Origin of the sequence: Methyloceanibacter sp., assembly GCF_050726195.1 — a bacterium.
GTDB lineage: Bacteria > Pseudomonadota > Alphaproteobacteria > Rhizobiales > Methyloligellaceae > Methyloceanibacter.
Map to the genome: position 1 here is coordinate 123,101 of NZ_JBOHJC010000006.1, position 19,063 is coordinate 142,163.

Sequence of the window (19,063 nt, forward strand, 5' to 3'; positions counted from 1 at the left end):
GCACCGCGTCCCTAAGCAGCGCCGGCAATCTCCTGCGCGATCTTGGCAAGCTCCCCGCGCACCCATTGGTGGCACTCGTCGCGGTCGTAGCTCGAGTGCCACATCAGCCGTAACGGCAGGGCGACCGGCGGAAGCGGCTGGGCGATGCGGGCAAGCCTGAACTGCTTTTCCAAGATCGCCGCGAGCGACGACGGCAGGGTGAGCAGCGCGTCGCTGTTGAGCGCCACCAGCATGCCGACCAGGGCCGACGACACGTGCGAGGAGACGTTGCAGGACAGTCTCTGCTTGGCGAGCGCGCGGTCGATCAGCTCGAGCGTGGGCAGCGTGTTCACCGCGATATGGTCGGCAGCGGCGAAGGCGGCTGCTTTCGGCTTCCGCGCGGCAAAGGGATGACCGGGGCGCCCCAAGGTGGCGAGCGTGTCGTCGAACAGCTTCGCCACACGCACGTCGGGCGCCGCGACTTGAGCCCCTTCCATGTCGATGACGAAGTGGCTGCGCGCGTTGCGGAGAGAATCGATGGTCTCGTCGCGGTGCGAGGGCGTCCAGGTCACCTGGACGCTCGGCGCCAGCGACTGGAGCCGCTGCCGCAAGGGCTCAACCAGGATCAGCTCGCCCGCCTCGCTCGACGCTGCGGCAAAGTCGCGCACGGATAGCGACGGATCGAACGGCTTGCTCGGCCTGAGCAGACTTTCCATGCCCGCCAGGATGACGTGAACCGTTGGTGCAAGCTCCAGCGCCTTGGCAGTGGGCACGAGGCGCTGGCCGGCGCGGACGAACAGCTCGTCGGCGAAAATTTCGCGGAGTTTGGCCAATGCGTGGCTGATGGCCGAGGCGCTGCGGCCGAGCCGCTCGGCGGCGCGGGTGACGCTCGCGTCGACCAGAAGCGCGTCGAGGGTGACCAGAAGATTGGCGTCGACTTCCTTTAAGTGCATAGCGCTCAACTATTCTGCTGAAAAGAGTTCACTACGTTCATGTTAGGCGGTGAGCTAGTGTTTTGACAAGACGTTCGGCCGCCCAGCCCGAATGTCTGAAGCGTCTGAGCCATCGCCTGGACGCTTCCTCATCTCAACCTTGCGACGGTCCAATGGTCCCGGCCGGCGGACCGTCGCATTCTTCCGCCTCCCCCTGGGCGGATTTGCCGGTGCAAACCGGGAATAGGGCCCAATGACCAAGGTGTCGTGGCCCGGCTAGTGTGAAGGGATGACAATGCTCAGAGGATCGTTGATTGCTTTGCCGGCTGCCACCCTGGCGCTCGGCGTTTGCTTTACGCCCGCCGGCGCCGATACGGCCAAGGACGTGTTGAAGATTTATGCGGACATTGCACAAGCCGGCTACGAGGATTCGCTCGATACGGCCAACACACTGAAGCTCGCGGTGAACGCGCTGCTCGCCGAGCCGACCGAGGCGAATTTGCGCGCCGCTCGCGCCGCCTGGATCGCCGCGCGCATTCCCTACATGCAGACCGAAGCCTACCGCTTCGGTAACGCCATCGTCGACGACTGGGAGGGCAAGGTGAACGCCTGGCCCCTCGACGAAGGACTCATAGATTACGTCGCCGAGGCGTACGGCGCCGAGTCGCCCGAGAACGAGCTTTACACCGCCAACGTCATCAAGAATGTCTCGCTTGTCATCGGCGGTAAGAAGCTCGACGTGACCGAGATCACCAAGGAGGTGCTAGCCGACGACCTACAAGAGGCCGGCGGCGTCGAGGCCAACGTGGCCACCGGCTACCATGCCGTCGAGTTCCTGCTATGGGGCCAAGATCTGAACGGCACCGGTCCTGGTGCCGGCGCGCGGCCCGCCACCGATTTCGACCCGAAGAACTGCACCAGTGGCAACTGCGAGCGGCGCGCCGCCTATCTCAGCACCGTCACCGATCTTCTCATCGACGACCTCGCCTGGATGGCGGAAGCGTGGGCGGCCGGCGGCGAAGCGCGCAAGGTCATCAAGGACGGCAGCGAGGAAGAGGGCCTGACCGCCATCATGACCGGTCTCGGCAGCCTGTCCTACGGCGAGCTCGCCGGCGAGCGCATCAAGCTCGGCCTCATGATCCACGATCCCGAGGAGGAGCACGATTGCTTCTCCGACAACACCCACGCCTCGCACTTCTTCGACGCGCTCGGCATTCGCAATGTCTATCTCGGCCGCTATCGCCGCGCCGACGGGTCGTTCGTCGGCGGGCCGAGCGTGTCCGACCTCGTGAAGGCCAAGGCGCCCGACATCGATGCGGAGGTACGCGCCAAGCTCGATGCCACCATGGATGCCGTGAACGCGCTCTATCTGCGCGCCCTCGCCACCGAGTCCTACGATCAGATGATCGGCGAGGGGAACGAGGAAGGTAACAAAGTGGTGCAGAACGTGGTCGATGCGCTTCTCGCCCAGACCAAGGCTATCGAGCGTGCGGTTGCCGCGCTCGACCTTAAGGCCATCGAATTCGAAGGCTCCAACAGCCTCGATGCGCCGGAGAAGGTGGCGGGCGAGGGTCAATAAGCGAGCGAAATATCCGAAACCGCGTTGACGCTGAGGGTAGAGCCGGTTAGACGTTATAACATAACAAGCGCACTATTCGATAATGCAAGCCTTGGGGGGCTGTAGACATGACCAAGAGCCGGAGCAGGCCAGGCTGCCTAGCCACAGGACTTCTCACCGCTGTTCGCAAGCGAGGCCGCAGTCTTAGGCTTTCGCCGCGCGGCGCCAAAGCAGCAGGCGTGGCAGCGGCGGTCGTGCTGTCGCTCATGGCTGTCCCGGGCATCGCCTACGCCGATTGCGAGATACCCGAGGTATCCGATCTTCCGGTAAACCCGTACTCGCCGTTCGAAATTGGCAACATGCGCTCAAGCCTCAACAGAGGCGGCATCGACATTGGTGGCGCGTACTATGCCGAGCCGTTCTACAACTGGGGTGGCTTCGATGAAGGCGGCGAATATCAAGGCGTGCTCGAGATCTACGTCAACGCGGACATGAAGAAGCTCGGCCTTTGGCGCGGCCTCTGTTTCCACGCCAATGGCTATCAGATCCACGGCAACTCCATCACGGGCGCCAATATCGGCGGCCTGATGCCGGTCACGAGCCTCGAAGCGGTGGATGCCACAAGGCTGTTCGAGATGTGGTTCGAACAGTCCATGTTCAACGACAGGGTGTCCGTGCGCATTGGCCAGCTTGCCGCGGACGAGGAATTCTTTGCCGCCGATGGTGGCGGATACTTCATCAACGGCACCTGGGGATGGTCCCCGATCGCGGCCGAGAACAACCCGAATGGTGGCCCCGCCTATCCGCTGGCCACGCCCGGCGTTCGGGTATCCTGGGATGCGACTGACAGGCTCAACCTTAAGCTCGGCGTCTATAACGGCGACCCGGCACCGCAATGTAACAAGGCCGGCGGCGATCCGCAGCGCTGCAACGACCACGGCCTCGATTTCGAGCTGGACGACGATCCGCTGCTCATGGCCGAAGCCACTTACGGCTATGAGCTCGCTGGCGGACGGCTTCCTGGTGTGCTCAGGATCGGCGGCTGGAACCATTTCGGCGAGTTCGCGGACAACCGCGTCGACGTCGGTGGCAATCTGATCGTCATCACCGGCAACGACGGGCGGCCGCTCGACAACGATTGGGCGCTGTATGCCATTGTCGACCAGCTGATTTGGCGTGTTCCCAACAGCGAGGATCCGCAAGGCGTCGCAATCTTCGCCCGCTTCGCTGGCGCTCCGGAAGACCGCAACCTCGTCGACTTCTACTTCGACGCAGGCTTCACCTTTACCGGCATGATGCGTGGCCGGCCCAATGATGCGCTCGCGATCGGCTTTGCCTATACGGGTATCTCCAGCGACGTGACGGCGAATGATATCACTCTAGGTGAGCCAGGGCCGCGCAGGGAGGAGTCGCTTATCGAAATTGCGTACACCTTCCAGGTCAATGACTGGTGGGTTCTTCAGCCTGACTTCCAATATATTTGGAATCCGTCCGGCGATCCTGGCCTGGACGATGCGACAGTCGTGGGGGCACGCAGTACATTCACTTTCTGACGGAGCCGAGTGCCCAAACCGCGTTCAAAGGCAAAGCTAGTACCACAGCTGACCCACCGAGCGCCGTCGAGACAGGCATCAAGAGCCTGGCTCAGCGGTGCCCTCGTCGTGGGCGCGTGTCTGCCGTTGTTGGCCGGAGCGGTGACAACCTACGCCACGAGCAAGGAGGACGGGATGACGTCCCTGCTCGCGCCCACCACGGACTTCACCAAGCTGGAGCCTGGCGAGGACAAGCCTGGCGGCGATGCCACCTCGCGAGGTTCGACTGACACGGCCAACGCCTTCTCGCTCTCCTCCGGCAATATGGGGTTCCGGCGCGAGCTCGATTTCAAGATCGGCAATGCAATCTTTCGCCGGCTGTGGGTCTCGGCGCCGGCCTCCACGGACGCCTCCGACGGGCTCGGCCCGCTGTTCAACTCGCGCGGCTGCCAGAACTGCCATCTCAAGGATGGCCGCGGCCATCCGCCGCTTTCCTCCGAGGTCCCTGACGACTCGGGCTCCATGCTGGTCAGGCTCTCGGTACCCGCCGCCACCGAAGAGGAGAAGGACAGGCTCGCGGCGCACAGCGTCAACTCGCTGCCCGACCCGACCTATGGCGGGCAACTTCAGGACTTTGCCATCCAGGGTTTCAAGTCCGAAGGCAAGCTCAACATCGACTACAAGGAAAAGCCAGTGACGCTCGCGGGCGGCGAGACGATGAGCCTGCGCGACCCAACCTACGAGATCGCCGATCTGGGATACGGCCCGATGAGCCCCGACATCATGTTCAGCCCGCGCATCGCCCCGCAAATGATCGGCCTTGGCCTTCTCGAGGCGGTGCCCGAGGAACAAATCCTGGCATACGCGGATCCCGAAGACGCCGATGGCGATGGCATCTCCGGCAAGCCGAACCGCGTGTGGTCGCGCGAGCGTGAGAAGGTGATGCTCGGCCGCTTTGGCTGGAAGGCCGGGGTGCCGACCATCGCCCAGCAGGCAGCGGAGGCCTTCGCCGGCGACATCGGCATCTCCACCACGATGATGCCGTACGGATCTGGCGATTGCACCGAGAATCAGCCGGAGTGCCTCAACGCACCGAGTGGCGCTTCGCCGAAATATCAGAACGTCGAGGTGGGTGATGAGCTGTTCAACCTCGTCACCTTCTATTCGCAGAACCTCGCCGTGCCCAAGCGGCGCAACCCCAACGATCCGGAGGTGCTGAAGGGCAAGGCGCTATTCTACGGCATCGGCTGCGCGAGTTGTCACCGGCCGAAATTCATGACCGGTGACGTCCCCGATCAGCCGCATCTGTCGCATCAGCTAATCTATCCCTATACCGACATGCTGCTGCATGACATGGGCGAGGGGCTCGCCGACAACCGTCCCGAGGGCGAAGCAAGCGGCACCGAATGGCGCACGGCGCCGCTTTGGGGTATCGGCCTCACCGAGACCGTGAGCGGTCACACGCTCTTTCTGCATGACGGCCGCGCGCGTAACCTCACCGAGGCCATCCTGTGGCATGGCGGCGAGGCGCAAGCCGCCCGCGATGCCTTCGCGCAACTCTCCAAGGAAGACCGAGACCGCCTCCTCGCCTTTGTAAATTCGCTATGAGCTCTTGACTAAGCGGGACGCTCCGCCGCACCCGGCTGACACTTGGCCGCCCAGTTCCTATTGTTACCTCAATTGTCGGGTTAATCTCGCGCCCGCTCGGGACGCCAATGCACAACCAGAACAACCAGAACCGCCGACAGCCGCAGCACCCTCCGCCCCTGCCGCCGCAGTTGGCGCAGCCCTGGCACGCGAAGCTGAGGACGACGCTCGGCGCCATGACGCAGGGCGCGTGGAGCCACGTCCTCTCGCTAAGCGGGTCGCTCGGCCTCCGGCGGCGCGTCCTGATCATCGGCGGCGCGGTCGTCGGCGTGCTCGTGGCCTTGCTCGTCGCCGTCAACCTCATCATCTCGGCGGACTGGGTCGAGGCGCGCGTCGCCGCCCGCATCAAGGAGCAGACGGGGCGCGACCTCGTGGTCGACGGCTCGACCATGCTGCTGTTCACGCCAGGCCCTCATGTCGTCATCACCGACGCCAGGATCACCGATCCGAATGCGCAAGCCGGCACCGCCGATCTTTCCGTGGCGAAACTCACCCTCGATCTCAACTTCGCCGAGCTCCTCGGCCGCCAGGTCGACGCCGAGCGCGTCGTCCTGGTGCGTCCCGTGCTGACCGTGCGCCTCGGCGGTGAGCCGCGACTGCGCTTTGGCAATGAGGACAGAACGCCGCACAAGATCCGTTTCGCGAAGGCGGAGACCGGCGGCATGCCCGCCAAATCCCGCGACGTGCGCCTCAAGGACGTGCGCATCGAGGACGGCACCGTCGTCATTATCTATGACGACAAGGACGAGAATGCCGAGAAGCGCATCGAGCATATCGACGCCGAGCTCAGCCTGCCGGCGCTCGCGCGCCCGTTCGTCGGCCGCGGCAAGCTCGACTGGAAGGGCGAGAGGGTCCACTACAGCTTCGAGCTGAAGACGCCTGCCGAACTTAGAGCGAAGCGGTCGGCGCGGCTCCTCCTCGCGCTCGATACCAAGGCGATCGCCGCGCGGTTCGACGGCAGCCTCGCGACCGAGCCGCATCTTGCCGGCAAGGGCCGGCTTTCGGCCAAGGCAAGCTCGATCCCCTCGGTGCTCGCCTTGATGCGCGAGTCGCCGCCGATGGCGACCGCCATCGGCGACGGCGAGCTTGAGAGCGAAGTTTCCTGGTCCGAGGGCGAGATCACCTTCAGCAATGCGCGCTTCGCGCTCGAGCATGCCAGCGGCCAGGCCCAGGCGGTAATCGCGCTGAAGAGCCCGCGTCCCCATGTGCGTGCAGCCCTTGCCCTCGATCAGCTCGACCTCAACCCGTTCCTGGCTAGCAAGCGCAAGCGGGCCGAGAACCCCAAGGTCAAGACGGACGCGCCTGAGCCATCGCCGGCGCCCGCCGCGGCGCCGAAGGATTGGTTCGCCAAGCCCACCGAGGTGGTGGTGCAAAAGGTCGCGCCGCCGCCGCGGACTATGCAGGCGCCAGGGGCTGCGGCACAGCCTGTGCAGGAGATTGCGCCACCGCCGAAGCGTGTGGCGGCGCCGCCCACCGCCGTTTCTGACATCGAGATTGCTGCGACGCGCGCATCGCCCCCCGCCGCCTTCGATGCCGACCTCAATCTCAACGTCCGCAAGACCCGTGTCGGACACCTCGACATCGGCCCGAGCTCGCTCAGTGTCGTGTTCCGCGATGGCGTGATGAACGCGACGCTTGGCGGCATGGAGCTTTACGACGGGCATGCCAGCGGCACGCTCGTTTTCGACGCATCGAAGCCCGTGCCCGCGTTTAGCGGCGACTTCCGCCTCGAGGGCGTGGAGGCGAAGCCGCTCCTCAGCGACGCCGCCCAGTTCGACATGATTTCCGGCCGCACCAAGCTTGCCCTCAAGCTGAGTGGCGAAGGCGTGGATGCCGGTGCGCTCAAATCGTCGCTGCGTGGCGACGGCAGCGTCGTGGTGAGCAACGGTGCCATCGAAGGTATCGACATCACCGCCTTGATCGGCGGTCTTGGACAAGGCGAGTTCGATCTGCGCCAGGGGCCCGACGCCAAGACGGCCTTCAGCGATCTCGGCGGCAGCTTCACGATCGCCGATGGCGTCGCCGAGACGAAGAACCTGAAGATGAACAGCCCGCTGCTCAAGGTCACGGCGGAGGGCACCGTGGACCTCGCGCGGAGCAATATCGACATCCTGGCGCATCCTCAAATCGTGGAGGGGCCTGAAGGAAAGAACGGGGCCAACGACCTCGCCGGCTTGACGGTCCCGGTGCGCATCGAAGGCCCGCTCGACGATCCGCGCATCAAGCCCGAGCTCAAGGCGGTTTTCGCCAATCCCGACGGCGCGTCGGAGGCCGTGAACAAGATCGGCGAGGCGCTGCAAAAGAAGTTCAAGGGCCGGCCCGTGGGCGAGGCGCTTGGGCGCTTCCTCGGCAATGTGCAGATCGGCCCGCGCCGCGCTGCCCCACAAGCGCTAGGCCAACCTCAGGCGGGCGATCCCGAGCAGGGCGACAGCGACGATGACGCGATGGATCCCGAGCTCGAAGAAATCCTGCGCTAGATGCCTTGTGAGACGACCGCCTCCGCCGTCGAGCCTGAGGCTTCGCCGTCGAATTTAACGAGTGTGCGCATCTCCGGGCTCCCCAGCCCAACGCACATCGGCGCGCCAACGCCCGGAATGAACGCCGCGTCGAACAGCTCGCGCACGCCGCCCTCGAAGCGGATCCAGTGCAGAATATCGCCCTGGCGCGTGTCGACGATATAGGCGCCGCAGCGCGGTTCGCCGTCCCGCGCCTTGACGTTGTCCTCGAGCTCGAGCCCCTTGAAGGCGCCGTCGCGCGGCAGCGACGTGCCGAACAGCGCGTAGCCGCGCCAGAAGGACAGCCCGCGGGCGAAGCCGGGACAGAACACCACCTGCTCCGCCTTGCCGGTCTTCGCGTCCACGCGGCAAAGATACCCGCGCCCGGAGTCGAGCACCCACAAATTGCCGGCGTTCCATCGTGGCGAATGCGGCATGGACAGGTCCTCGGTGATGACTCGGCCGGTCTCCACGTCGATCAGGATGCCGCCCTCGTGGCGCCGTTCGCGCCACCCATCCACCACGTCGCAGCGCGACACGGCGGTCACGTATTTCGGCTTGCCGTCCTTCATGGCGAGGCCGTTCAGATGGCAGCGGTCCTCCGGCGCGATCTTGGTAATAAAGTCCGGCTGCCACACCGGCTTGAAGCTGTGCGTCTCGTCTGTCGTTGCGAGGCAGGAATATTTGGTGTTGACGAAGATCAGCTCCCCGCCGCGGTCCACCGCGATCTCGTGCACGTCGATGTCGCCCGTGGTGTAGGACACGCGCGGCACATAGAGCCGCTCGTAGTGCAAATCGTCCTGGTTGGCGAGCTGGCCAGGACCGAGTACGTTATCGAGCCGCCAGATTTGCGCAATCGACGCAAGGTGGATGCGCTGCGGGCTCGCCGCGAGCCCCATGGCGCGCACGAAGTTCCGCTGGAACACCGACAACCTGCCGTCGAGCAAGGGCCCGATCAGCATCAGCTGTCCGGTTTGGTACGAGGTGAGGGCGAGGCTTAGGCGGTTCGACGCGAGGAAGTCCACGAAGCCGCGCGACGTCGAGATGGCGGTCTGTTGGTCCTCTTGCGGCGCGGCCTGCGGCTCGCCGGGCGCTTCGGGCGCTGGCGCTTCAACGGGCTTCGTGCCCCTACCTTCCGCTACTCTACGCTTGATCACGCCGCTCCCCGCCCCGCTTCACACTAAGCGCCGAGTATAGTCGGGAAGTTGCGGCTCAAGATAGGCGGCGGTGATCTCCCTCCCCCTGCAAGGGGGAGGGACGCCTGTCGCGCGAAGCGGAACAGGCAGGGTGGGGGTCAAGGGTCGGGTGCTGTTAAGGGAACCCCCACCCGGCGCGCAAGGAGCGCGCCGACCTCCCCCTTTCAGGGGGAGGGAGAAGAGCTACCAGGCGACCCGCATGCCGGCTTTGCCGCCGACGCCCTCGACGTCGTCGCCGAACGTCACGTCGACCTTGGCGAACACCGCCGTGGTGGCCGAGGGATTGAAGAAGTTCACGCCGGCGGACACCTCGCCCCAGACATCGTCGAGATCGTCTTGGAAGCGGAACGTGGTGCCGGTGGAGACAAGCGTCGCCTGATTGTCGTCCGTGAAATTGCCCCACACACTGCCGATGACGAACGGCTCCATGATCGTGCCCTCCCACGCCTGCATAGTGGTGCCGGCGCGAAGGCCTAAGCGGCCGCGCACATTGGCCTCGTCGTCGAAGGAGACGGTGTTGCCGGCGAAGGAGAACCCGTCGATGTCGGCCCACAGCACCTCGATGGTGGCGAGCGGCTCAAGGAAGGCGCCGCCGCTGAACGAGCCGAACCGGTAGCCCGTGTCGGTCCTGAGGCCGATGGTCGAGGCGTCGAGGTCGCTGTTCGGGAAGCCTAAGGTGCCGTTGGCGTCAAGCTCGTAGAGATGTGCGTTCAGCAAGGTGTCGACGAACAGTCCGCCCTTGAGATACGTCGCGTAAGCGCCGACCTGGCCGCCGTTGAAGTCGAACTCGCGCACGATTGAATTATAGTCGAGGCTCGCCTCGACGAACCCGCCGAGCACCCCGAACACGAGAATGTCGCCCGGAGACAGAAGATCCCGCTTGCCGAGATCGAGCCCCATCTGGAAGTCCATGATCTCGAGGTCGCGGGATAGATCGAAGCGATAAGTGCGGCCGAACGCCGTCGTCGTCTCGGTATCGTCGCGATCGAGCCAGGCGCCTGAGCCGCGCACCCAAGTCGCCGGAGTTATGCCTGGACCAGGCGGCGCGCCGGCATAGTCGGCATATTTGGCGCTCGGGTCGTAGGCCGGCGCCACGCCGCCGGCGAGCAGCACCCGCAAATCGGCGGTGCGGTCGAACCAGGTGGACGAGCCCTGGTGCCAGATGTCCTGCGCCGCGGTGACGAGCTGCGGTAGGAGCAGCGCGCCGCCACCCGGGAAGCTGCGCAAATCCCAGAAGCCGCTTCCGGTGGGCTCGAAGAACAGATCGTAGTCGAAGAAGCCAGTGCTGATCGGCTCCGGCAGGAAGAATGCGTCCGGGTTGGGTGTCTTGCCGGTGACGAACACCACCGGAATGCCGTCCGGGTTGAACACGCCCGGTCCGGTGTTGAGATTGTTCACTTGGACGGCCGTCGTGCCCGAGACATTGCCCTCGATGATGAAATTGTCGGCCGTCGAGCCTGGCCCGCCGAGAAACGCATCGACCGCCAAGGTCGAAGCGCCGGACGCAGCGAAGTCGAGATCGGTGCCCCCCACCGTGTTCGAGATCTGGAACACATCGCCAGTCCCGCCGTCGACCAGCGAGATCAGCCCCTTGTTCTCGAACCGCTCCAAATTCACGAACCGCGTGAAGGCGGTCGAATTGGGATTGTCGGCGGTGTGCACCGTGCCGCCGCGCTCGTTGCGGAATAGATCGTTGTCGCCCAAGCCGTCGCCATCGCCGAAATTGCTCCTCCGCCGCGCCTCGAAGGTGCCCCCCGCCTGGTTGATGAATTTGTCGTCGGCGTCAAGGACGACGAAGCCGGTGATCGTGCCGGTATTGAAAATGCTGATGTCGCCAGGGCCGTGGGCGTCGATCGCCCGCAGCGACTTGGCGGTGAGCTGGCCCGAATTGACGATGGTCGCCCCGGCGTTGCTATAGGCGTGGATGTGCAGGCCGGCGTCCCTGCCGGTGATCTTGCCCGAGTTCTGGATGAGGATCGGGCTCCCGGGCGTGTACGTGCCGGCAAATATACCGAAAGCAGCGCCGTTGCCCCGGCCCTTGGCGTTGATCCGCCCGCTATTGACGATGGTGATCGGGTTGTTCGGCGTCCCGGCGGTGAAGGCGAAGACGCCGTACGAATACCGCCCCTTGGTGACCACGTTGCCGCTGTTGTTGATCGTCACCGCGTTATACACCGGCAAGAAAGCGCCCGCCGCGACGATACCGCGCGCCTCGACCGGCGCGGTGACCACGACGTCGCCGCTGTTCTTGATGCTGATCGGACTGTTGGTTCCGTAGGTGCGGGCGCCGAGGCCGTCGGCGTTGAGCGTGCCCGTTGAGGTGACGTTGCCCTTATTGGTGAGGTTGATGGGGCTGTTGGCGGCGTACGTCTCGCTGACGATGCCTGCGGCAAGGTAGGACGTCGCCGTGACGTTGCCGCCGCTCACGATGTCGATGCCGCTGCCGGGACTGAAGGTGAGCGCCCTGATGCCGTAGGCCAGGAAAGCCGTCTCGGCGGCGATGTCGCCCTTGTTCACGATCGAGATGCTGCTGTTGCCGCCGAAGGCAATCGCCTGGATGCCGGCGGCATAGAGACCGCCCGCGGTTGCCGTAATGTGGCTCGAATTGTTGATCGAGATGCTGCTGCTGTCGCCAAAGGTACGCGCGGAGATCCCGTAGGCGGAAGATCCTGCAGTCGCCGTAATGTGGCTCGCATTCTTGATCGAGATGCTGCTGTTGTCGCCGTAGCTTTGCGCGAGGATTCCATCGGCGATAAAAATGCCGGTCGCCGTGATGGCTGCCTTCTCCACGATCTCGATGGCGCTGCCGTCGTCGGTGGTGCGGGCGAGGATGCCGTAAGCAAGAATCCCCTCGGCGTCGATATCGCCGCTGTTCTTGATGCTCAGAAAGCTATTCGTCCCCATGGTGTGGGCGAAAATACCGTAGGCGAAATCGTTGGCGCTGATTGCCGAAAGATCGCCGCTGTTGACGATGCTGATAGGGCTCGATGTGCCGCCCGTATAGATCCGGAGACCGTAACTCTCCTCGGCGCCTCTTGCCCTGACATCGCCGCTGTTGATGATCGTGGTCGGGCTGGAGCTGCCGTAACTATCGGAGAGAATGCCAAAGGCCCTGTCACCGGTGGAGGTCGCCGTGATGCCGGCGCTGTTCTCGATCCGGGTGGGGCTGCTGGCGCCCTGAGTAACCGTCAAGATACCGAAGGCATCGCCAGCGTCGTTGGCGGTCAGCCTGCCGCTGTTGAAGAGATCGATGAATTCGCCGTTACCGTTCGTTTCCAGGTCGATGACGGCGCCGGTGCCGCCGTCGTTGCGGTTCACGACATTGACACAGACGATGCTGTCCCCGGGGTTGACGATGGCGATCGGGCCCGGTGGCGGAAACGTCCCGACCGGACAGTTCACCACGGCAGCCGCCGGCGTGGGCGCGAGCAGGCTGCCGACAAGCAAGGTCGAGGCGAGCGCCGTGCCGAGCAGCAGCGCCTTGCGGTCGGCGCGAGCGAGGCGGGGGAGGGACTGGGGTTGAGTTCCGTGCGCGCGTTTGGGCCTCCCGGCCACACGGGTAATGAAGGGTCGTCCCGGTTTATGCCGGCCCCCTGCCAAAACAGCCCCCATTGAGTGGAGCGGCCACGCTCCCGAAGTTTGCAATCATAGTTTCGCAGGCCGGATCGGGGATGCACTAGTGCAGGCGGGCAACAGTGCCTGCAAAACAGCCAAAATACGCGAAAAACTCCCCCAAGACTTGGCCGTTACTGGCCGGCGCGATGCTTGTCGAGGGCGGCCAGGGCCTGGGCGAAGCCGTCTAGCGCGGCGACCGTCTGCACCGGGGTGCCGTTCAGCGCATAGACTGTGATGGCGCCCTGCGTCGCCGCCGCCAGTTCCTTCTTGAGGTCGTCGGAAATGAGCAGCAGCGCCTTGCAGCCCATGGGCAGGCAGGTCTGGAACGCCATGCGGTAGATCTTCTTGGTATCGGGGGAGAATTCGACGCCGCGCTGGAGCGCCACCCCGGTCGGGCCGTCGACCCTGAGCACGAGATTGCCTTGCGGCCCGTAAGTGACGATCACCCGGAATACGAGCTTTTGCGTTTCCTTCTCGACAAGCGGCATCACCAGCGAGCAGCGCTCCTCGGTGTCCTCGCCTTCCTTGCCGCAGAGCAGCGTCCAACCGCCGAAGCTTCCCGCCACCTTTGCCGCCGGCGGCTTGGCGGCTTGAGGCGCAGCGGCTGTAGTCCCTTGCGCGGCAGGCGCCGGGGCCTTCTTCTTCGCCGCGCTCGAATTGCCGCCCTCCTGCGCGAGCGCGCCTTGGGTGAAGGCGGCAAGACAGAGGGCGAGGACGCAGGTCCTGAAAACGCGGGCTGAACGCATGCCCCCTCTATAGAGCCGCACGCGTGTTTCGGCAAAGCGCCGCCTTTTCCCCTCTCCCCCGTGGGAGAGGGTTGGTTCGCCCGAGCCTGCTCGGGCAAACCGGGTGAGGGGCGGCCAAGCTGCGGCGGTTTGCCACCCAAGCCTTCTCTCGCCTATAAGCGGCGTCCATGAGCGACGTTCCCGCAAAGACCGCCGCGCCGAAAATCGGCTTTGTCAGCCTTGGCTGCCCCAAGGCGCTCGTCGATTCAGAGCGCATCATCACGCGGCTGCGCGCCGAGGGCTACGAACTGTCGCCCAACTACGCCGGCGCCGACGCGGTCGTGGTCAATACCTGCGGCTTCCTCAACAGCGCCAAGGAGGAATCGCTCCAGGCCATCGGCGAGGCGTTGGCGGAGAACGGCAAGGTTATCGTCACCGGCTGTCTGGGCGTCGAGGCCGACCGCATCAGAGCGCGTCATCCCGGTGTGCTCGCCATCACCGGGCCGCAGCAATACGAAGCGGTGGTCGAGGAGGTGCACAAGGCCGTGCCGCGGCTGCACGATCCCTTCCTCGATCTCGTGCCGCCGCAAGGCGTGCGCCTGACGCCGCGCCACTACGCCTATCTGAAGATCTCCGAAGGCTGCAATCACGCCTGCAGCTTCTGCATCATTCCGCATTTGCGCGGCCCGCTTGCGAGCCGGCCCCTCGCCGACGTGATGCGCGAGGCGGAGCGCCTGGTCGCCGCCGGCGTGCAGGAGCTTCTCGTCATCTCTCAGGACACGAGTGCCTATGGGCTCGATCTCGGCCACGCGGCAAGCGAGTGGCGTGGCCGCGGTTACGAAGCGCGCTTCGCCGATCTCGCCGCAGCGCTCGGCAGCTTGGGCGTGTGGGTGCGGCTCCATTATGTCTATCCCTATCCGCACGTCGACCGCGTGCTGCCGCTGATGGCCGAGGGACGCGTGCTGCCTTATCTCGATGTTCCCTTCCAGCATGCGAGCCCAACGGTGCTAAAGGCCATGCGCCGTCCGGCCCAGCAGGAGAAGACCCTGCAACGCATCGCCAAATGGCGCGAGGTGTGTCCTGACCTTGCCATCCGCTCGACCTTCATCGTCGGCTTCCCCGGCGAGACCGGGGACGATTTCGCCCATCTGCTCGACTGGCTGAGCGAGGCGAGGCTCGCCCGGGTCGGCTGCTTCAAATACGAAGATGTCGACGGCGCTCCCGCCAACGCGCTTGCCGGCCAGGTGCCCGAGGAGGTGAAGGCGGAGCGCTACGCGCGGCTCATGGCGCATCAGCAGGCGATCAGCGAACAAGTGCTCGCCACGCGCGTCGGCAAGACCATCGAGGTGATGGTGGACAAGGTCGACGCGGAGGGCGCGATCGCCCGCTCCCACTGGGACGCGCCGGAGATCGACGGCAATGTCTTTCTAAACTACGTCGATGGACTTGAGCCCGGCGACCGCCTGATGGTCGCCGTCGACGCCGCGAGCGAATACGACCTCTGGGCCACCCCTGTCGGCATTGCTGAGTCCTCACTCACCAACACTTGTCATCGCCCGGCTTGACCCGCCTGCGGCCCGAAGCATCAAGCGGGATGACTCTGCGACGAGCCTTCGGCGGGCGAAGGGCCGGGCGATCCAGTAATCACCACCACCCGATGTCACGAACGACTGTGATTACTGGATGCCCGCTTTCGCGGGCATGACAAGGCGAATGTGCAAGCGCGAGCAGCCTAACACCCGGTGTCGGTCTTCTCGACTTTCAGGCTCCGGCGCGGCCGTGTGTAGAACGTGCGCTCCATGTCGAACGCGCCGGGACTGAAGATCGAGGTCAGCCCGAGCAGCGGCGTGAAGGAATAGGTGATCTCGGCGACGACCACGCTGGAGTCCGGCTCGGTCAAACCGGCCGGCAGCGCGTAAGACGAATTCTTGGCGTAGCCGCCGCCCTTGTTCGCACAGCTCCAGTCCACCTTGCCTTGATTGTTGCTGTCGGCGACCACGCTGGTGAGGACGATCTTGAGCGGTTCCGTCGAGTAAGGCGTGAGGATGCTGCCCGCCGCAGCCTGAATGTCCTTAACGTCTGACTTGGTGACTTGCTTCACCTGAGCGGTGAGGTCCGCCGCCGTCGCAGCCACTTGCGAGGTGCGCCGGTAGATGGTGAGCGCGTTGCCGATCTCCACGGCGCCGACGTAAAGCATGAGCAGCGCGGGGAGAATCAGGGCGAATTCGAGCGCTGACACGCCGCGCTTGTCGCGCAGCAGGCGGCCGAGTGACGACACGTTCGGTGTTCGATGCAAGGGCACGGTTCTGCCGCCTAGTTGCTCGATCTGCCGGAGGAGCCGGTGCCGGCGAAGGGCTCGTTGCGGAACGCAGCGGTGGCGACCAGAAGCCGGCCGCCGCTGTCCATGTTGGAGAGGCTGATCTCCGCCGGCAGCACCGATCCGATGTCGAGGGGATAGAACGCTCTGACGACGACGACGTCGCCGCCGTTGCCCGGATTGTAGCTGAAGTCCGACTTCATCTGACCGTCCGACCCCATCGGGTCGGTCAGGTCCGAGGCCGCGCCGGCGAAACTTGGGTAACTGCGCACGTCGAGCTTGAGGTCGGCGCAAGTGAGCGGCGCGCTCAAGTGCTTGCAGACTTCGCTCTTGAACTTCGCCGCGTCGAAACCCTGGTTCTGCGCCTGCCCGGTGCGGATCAACCGCGCACCGCGCTCGGTCGCGCCCTCCAGCGTGAAATTGGAGAAATAGACGATGCCGACTTGCAGGACGGCGAGCAGGAGGAGGATCAGAGGCGTCGCAACCAGGGCAAACTCGAGGGCGGAGGCCCCGGATTGGTCTTTGAAGAAACGGCTGAAATTCATGGTGCAGGTCAGGCGGCGCGCCGCCTTGTTTACAAGTCTTTGTATGGCTGCGCCTGATTTCATGACCTATAGGCTTTATAGACCTCTAGCTTAATAACTCCTTAATACTTCATGTCAAACTGAAATAGGGTAAAGATTTAGGTAATACTATTTTATTAAAATCAAGAACTCATTTGAATAAATCGGGCTACGAAACGTAAGAACTTTCTACTCTACTAAAGTCCAGGGCCGGGATAGGGGTACACGTCCGAAGGACGGGCCTCCCGGCAACAGGCGGAAGGTGTCGCATGCTTCAAGCAATGAGGTTGGGTGTTCGGCTTCTTTGCCGGAACGAGAAGGGCAATGTCGCGGTCCTGTTCGGGCTTGCCATCATTCCCATCGTCCTTGGTGTCGGCGTCGCCATCGACTACGGGCGGGCGCTCACCGTGCGCAGCCACATGGGGGACGCGGCTGATGCCGCCGCGCTTGCCATCGGCTCGTGGCCGGGGCTCAGCGAGGCGGAGTTGAAGGTGAAGGCCCAGCAGTTCTTCACCGCCAATTATCCACCGTCCGAGCTTGGCAGTGCGGGTGCGATCAATGTGAGCCTTTCCGGCGACGACATCTTCGTCTCCGTTTCCGGATCGGTGCCGACCACCTTCATGAAGCTCGCCAACATCAACTCGGTCGATGTCGGCGCCACCACCAAGGTCACCAAGAGAGAACGCAACATCGAGCTCGCGCTCGTGCTCGATACCACGGGCTCGATGGATTCCGGCGGCAAGATGTCGGCGATGCAGAACGCGGCCAAGAAGATGGTACAAGATCTGTTCAAGGGTAAGTCGACCTCCGACAGCTTGAAGATCTCTGTGGTGCCCTTCGCCGCGGCCGTGAATGTCGGTTCCGACAAAAAGAACGAGAGCTGGATCGACAAGAACGCGAAGTCGGATGTCGCCTGGGAGGATTTCAAGTCCGGGGTTAAGGTCTTCGATCTCTACGACGATCTGAAGAACCGCAAATGGGAAGGATGCGTGCGCGAGCGGGACGGCAGCGCCTACGAGCTCACCGACGCCACGCCGAGCTCGGGGGACTCGCTGTTTGCGCCCTATCTCGCGCCGGATGAGCCCGACGACGACCACGACGACGGCGATTATTACGGCAACAACTATATCGACGATGGTGATTGCGGTACGAGTCAGTCGTGGAAGAGGAAGCCAAACGCGTGCCAGCGCTTTACCGGCAAATACGACAACGCCACTGTCAACAGCTCCTCGAAGGGACCTGACCTGAACTGTCCGCCTCGTGCCATCACGCCCCTGACCAACAATCAGGGTCAGGTGATCTCGGCGATCGAGGAATTGCAGCCCAAGGGCAACACGGTGATCCCGGCAGGGCTGCTATGGGGCTGGCGGGTGTTGTCGCCCAATGAGCCGTTCACCGGCGGCAAGCCTTATGACGACGAAAAATGGGTCAAGGCGATCGTGTTGCTCACCGACGGCGAAAACTACGTCGGCGGCGGCAACGGCAACCACAACGGATCGTCTTATAGCGCCTTCGGCTACGCCAGCGAGGATCATCTCGGCAACAAGAGCGGCAGCAACGCCACATCGACTCTGAACAGCAAGCTCGCCACCGTGTGCAGCAACGTGAAGGCGAAGGGTATCCAGATCTATACGATCGGCTTCCAGCTCAACAGCTCGACGACGCAGAACCTTTTGAAGAACTGCGCCACCAAGCCGGACATGTACTACAACTCGCCGTCCAACGAGCAGCTGGCGACGGTTTTCTCGGACATCGCCCAAGGCCTCGGCGAGCTGCGCATCGCGCAATAGGAGGATGGCGCGCAGAAACTCGCCCGGGCGCGCCAAATCCCGCGCCGAACGCGCCAAATCCCGCGCCGAATGCGCCAAATTGCGCGTTATTCGGTCTGCTTGTCGCCTTCGGCAGAGGACTGGCCAATCGCCTGCTTGCTTTTGATTTCCTTGGCCAACGTCTCGAAATAGCCGGGCGAGTCGCCAATCACCAGCGGCGTCTCGCAGTTCGGGGAGCAGTGCAGGGTCTGACGCTCCGCACCACGGTAAACCGTTACATATCCGCCGCTTGGCTCCGCCACGACGACCCGCCGGCTGATGATCACCTTGCCCTCCGCGTCCAGCACAATGAGATTTGTCTCGCCGAACGACTTGCCGGTGAGCACGAGCCCGGTGCTGTTCTGCACGGCGACATCGGCGATGGAGGGATTGCCGACCACGATCTCCGCGATCGGCCGCTCGAGGCGCACCAGTGTGGCCTGATCCATCAGGACTTGGATGTCTTTATCTGCGGCTGCCGCAGTCTGGCTTGCGCCGGCGGCAAGAACCGTAGCCAGAATGAGCCCGCGGCGCGGCCGCTCCGGGCGGAACCGGAAAACCATTGGCGCCCTACCCCTTACGCTGAACTGAATGCGAGGAAGTCCGTCCGCTTCATCTCACCCGCAAAAGATGAAGGATTGGCAAATCGGCGGGGTTCGGCGCTGCGGGTTTAACCCGCGCGTAACGCCGCCTCGG

Annotated in this window: 13 protein-coding genes; 6 read left to right on the forward strand and 7 right to left on the reverse strand. The window is 64.1% G+C overall.

Annotated features, from left to right (window positions below; translation table 11 throughout):
• Positions 1–11 precede the first annotated feature (11 nt).
• Positions 12–932, reverse strand: coding sequence for a LysR substrate-binding domain-containing protein (locus tag ACRECX_RS06155; RefSeq protein WP_431557988.1), 921 nt, complete (start codon positions 930–932; stop codon positions 12–14).
• 268 nt (positions 933–1,200) lie between these two features.
• Between ACRECX_RS06155 and ACRECX_RS06160 the strand changes: the two genes are divergently transcribed.
• The 4 genes from ACRECX_RS06160 (at position 1,201) to ACRECX_RS06175 (ending at position 8,125) form a co-directional block, all read left to right on the forward strand.
• Positions 1,201–2,490, forward strand: a complete 1,290-nt coding sequence (locus ACRECX_RS06160; RefSeq protein WP_431557941.1) for an imelysin family protein — start codon at positions 1,201–1,203, stop codon at positions 2,488–2,490.
• A gap of 218 nt (positions 2,491–2,708) precedes the next feature.
• Positions 2,709–4,022: a carbohydrate porin gene (locus ACRECX_RS06165; RefSeq protein ID WP_431557942.1), complete on the forward strand. Its 1,314-nt coding sequence runs from the start codon at positions 2,709–2,711 to the stop codon at positions 4,020–4,022.
• 174 nt (positions 4,023–4,196) lie between these two features.
• Entirely contained in the window at positions 4,197–5,609 is a 1,413-nt protein-coding gene (locus ACRECX_RS06170; protein WP_431557943.1) for a di-heme oxidoredictase family protein, read from the forward strand.
• Between the two features lie 107 nt (positions 5,610–5,716).
• A complete protein-coding gene (locus ACRECX_RS06175) occupies positions 5,717–8,125 on the forward strand; it encodes an AsmA family protein (protein WP_431557944.1) in 2,409 nt (802 codons plus the stop codon).
• On the opposite strand, the gene ACRECX_RS06180 is transcribed toward ACRECX_RS06175, so the two are convergent.
• The 3 genes from ACRECX_RS06180 to ACRECX_RS06190 all read right to left on the reverse strand — a co-directional run bounded on the left by ACRECX_RS06180 (position 8,122) and on the right by ACRECX_RS06190 (position 13,700).
• On the reverse strand, positions 8,122–9,300 hold the full coding sequence (locus ACRECX_RS06180; protein WP_431557945.1) for a TIGR03032 family protein: 1,179 nt from the start codon (positions 9,298–9,300) through the stop codon (positions 8,122–8,124). The two genes, ACRECX_RS06175 and ACRECX_RS06180, sit on opposite strands and share 4 nt — an antisense overlap.
• Before the next feature lie 222 nt (positions 9,301–9,522).
• Positions 9,523–12,894: an autotransporter outer membrane beta-barrel domain-containing protein gene (locus ACRECX_RS06185; RefSeq protein WP_431557946.1), complete on the reverse strand. Its 3,372-nt coding sequence runs from the start codon at positions 12,892–12,894 to the stop codon at positions 9,523–9,525.
• 191 nt (positions 12,895–13,085) lie between these two features.
• The gene (locus tag ACRECX_RS06190) at positions 13,086–13,700 is read right to left on the reverse strand and encodes an invasion associated locus B family protein (RefSeq protein ID WP_431557947.1); all 615 of its coding nucleotides are present in this window, start codon (positions 13,698–13,700) and stop codon (positions 13,086–13,088) included.
• A gap of 167 nt (positions 13,701–13,867) precedes the next feature.
• On the opposite strand from ACRECX_RS06190, the gene rimO reads away from it, so the two are divergent.
• Positions 13,868–15,244, forward strand: coding sequence for a 30S ribosomal protein S12 methylthiotransferase RimO (rimO, locus tag ACRECX_RS06195; protein WP_431557948.1), 1,377 nt, complete (start codon positions 13,868–13,870; stop codon positions 15,242–15,244).
• A 167-nt stretch (positions 15,245–15,411) separates the two neighbouring features.
• Here rimO and ACRECX_RS06200 read toward each other — a convergent pair whose 3' ends face one another.
• Both ACRECX_RS06200 and ACRECX_RS06205 read right to left on the reverse strand, forming a co-directional pair.
• Positions 15,412–15,981 carry a TadE/TadG family type IV pilus assembly protein gene (locus tag ACRECX_RS06200; RefSeq protein WP_431557949.1) on the reverse strand — a complete coding sequence of 190 codons (570 nt, stop codon included), beginning with the start codon at positions 15,979–15,981 and terminating at the stop codon, positions 15,412–15,414.
• 11 nt (positions 15,982–15,992) lie between these two features.
• Entirely contained in the window at positions 15,993–16,604 is a 612-nt protein-coding gene (locus ACRECX_RS06205; RefSeq protein WP_431557950.1) for a TadE/TadG family type IV pilus assembly protein, read from the reverse strand.
• A 242-nt stretch (positions 16,605–16,846) separates the two neighbouring features.
• Here ACRECX_RS06205 and ACRECX_RS06210 point away from each other — a divergent pair, with 242 nt between their 5' ends.
• Positions 16,847–18,349, forward strand: coding sequence for a pilus assembly protein TadG-related protein (locus ACRECX_RS06210; RefSeq protein ID WP_431557951.1), 1,503 nt, complete (start codon positions 16,847–16,849; stop codon positions 18,347–18,349).
• A gap of 86 nt (positions 18,350–18,435) precedes the next feature.
• On the opposite strand, the gene ACRECX_RS06215 is transcribed toward ACRECX_RS06210, so the two are convergent.
• The gene (locus tag ACRECX_RS06215; RefSeq protein ID WP_431557952.1) at positions 18,436–18,930 is read right to left on the reverse strand and encodes a pilus assembly protein N-terminal domain-containing protein; all 495 of its coding nucleotides are present in this window, start codon (positions 18,928–18,930) and stop codon (positions 18,436–18,438) included.
• Positions 18,931–19,063: the final 133 nt, after the last annotated feature.

Excerpts from the sequence above, each read along its gene's own strand:
- ACRECX_RS06160 (WP_431557941.1), top strand. The coding sequence starts at position 1,201 with ATGACAATGCTCAGAGGATCGTTGATTGCTTTGCCGGCTGCCACCCTG.
- ACRECX_RS06170 (WP_431557943.1), top strand. The coding sequence starts at position 4,197 with ATGACGTCCCTGCTCGCGCCCACCACGGACTTCACCAAGCTGGAGCCT.
- ACRECX_RS06215 (WP_431557952.1), bottom strand. The coding sequence starts at position 18,930 with ATGGTTTTCCGGTTCCGCCCGGAGCGGCCGCGCCGCGGGCTCATTCTG.
- rimO (WP_431557948.1), top strand. The coding sequence starts at position 13,868 with ATGAGCGACGTTCCCGCAAAGACCGCCGCGCCGAAAATCGGCTTTGTC.
- ACRECX_RS06175 (WP_431557944.1), top strand. The coding sequence starts at position 5,717 with ATGCACAACCAGAACAACCAGAACCGCCGACAGCCGCAGCACCCTCCG.
- ACRECX_RS06205 (WP_431557950.1), bottom strand. The coding sequence starts at position 16,604 with ATGAAATCAGGCGCAGCCATACAAAGACTTGTAAACAAGGCGGCGCGC.
- ACRECX_RS06155 (WP_431557988.1), bottom strand. The coding sequence starts at position 932 with ATGCACTTAAAGGAAGTCGACGCCAATCTTCTGGTCACCCTCGACGCG.
- ACRECX_RS06190 (WP_431557947.1), bottom strand. The coding sequence starts at position 13,700 with ATGCGTTCAGCCCGCGTTTTCAGGACCTGCGTCCTCGCCCTCTGTCTT.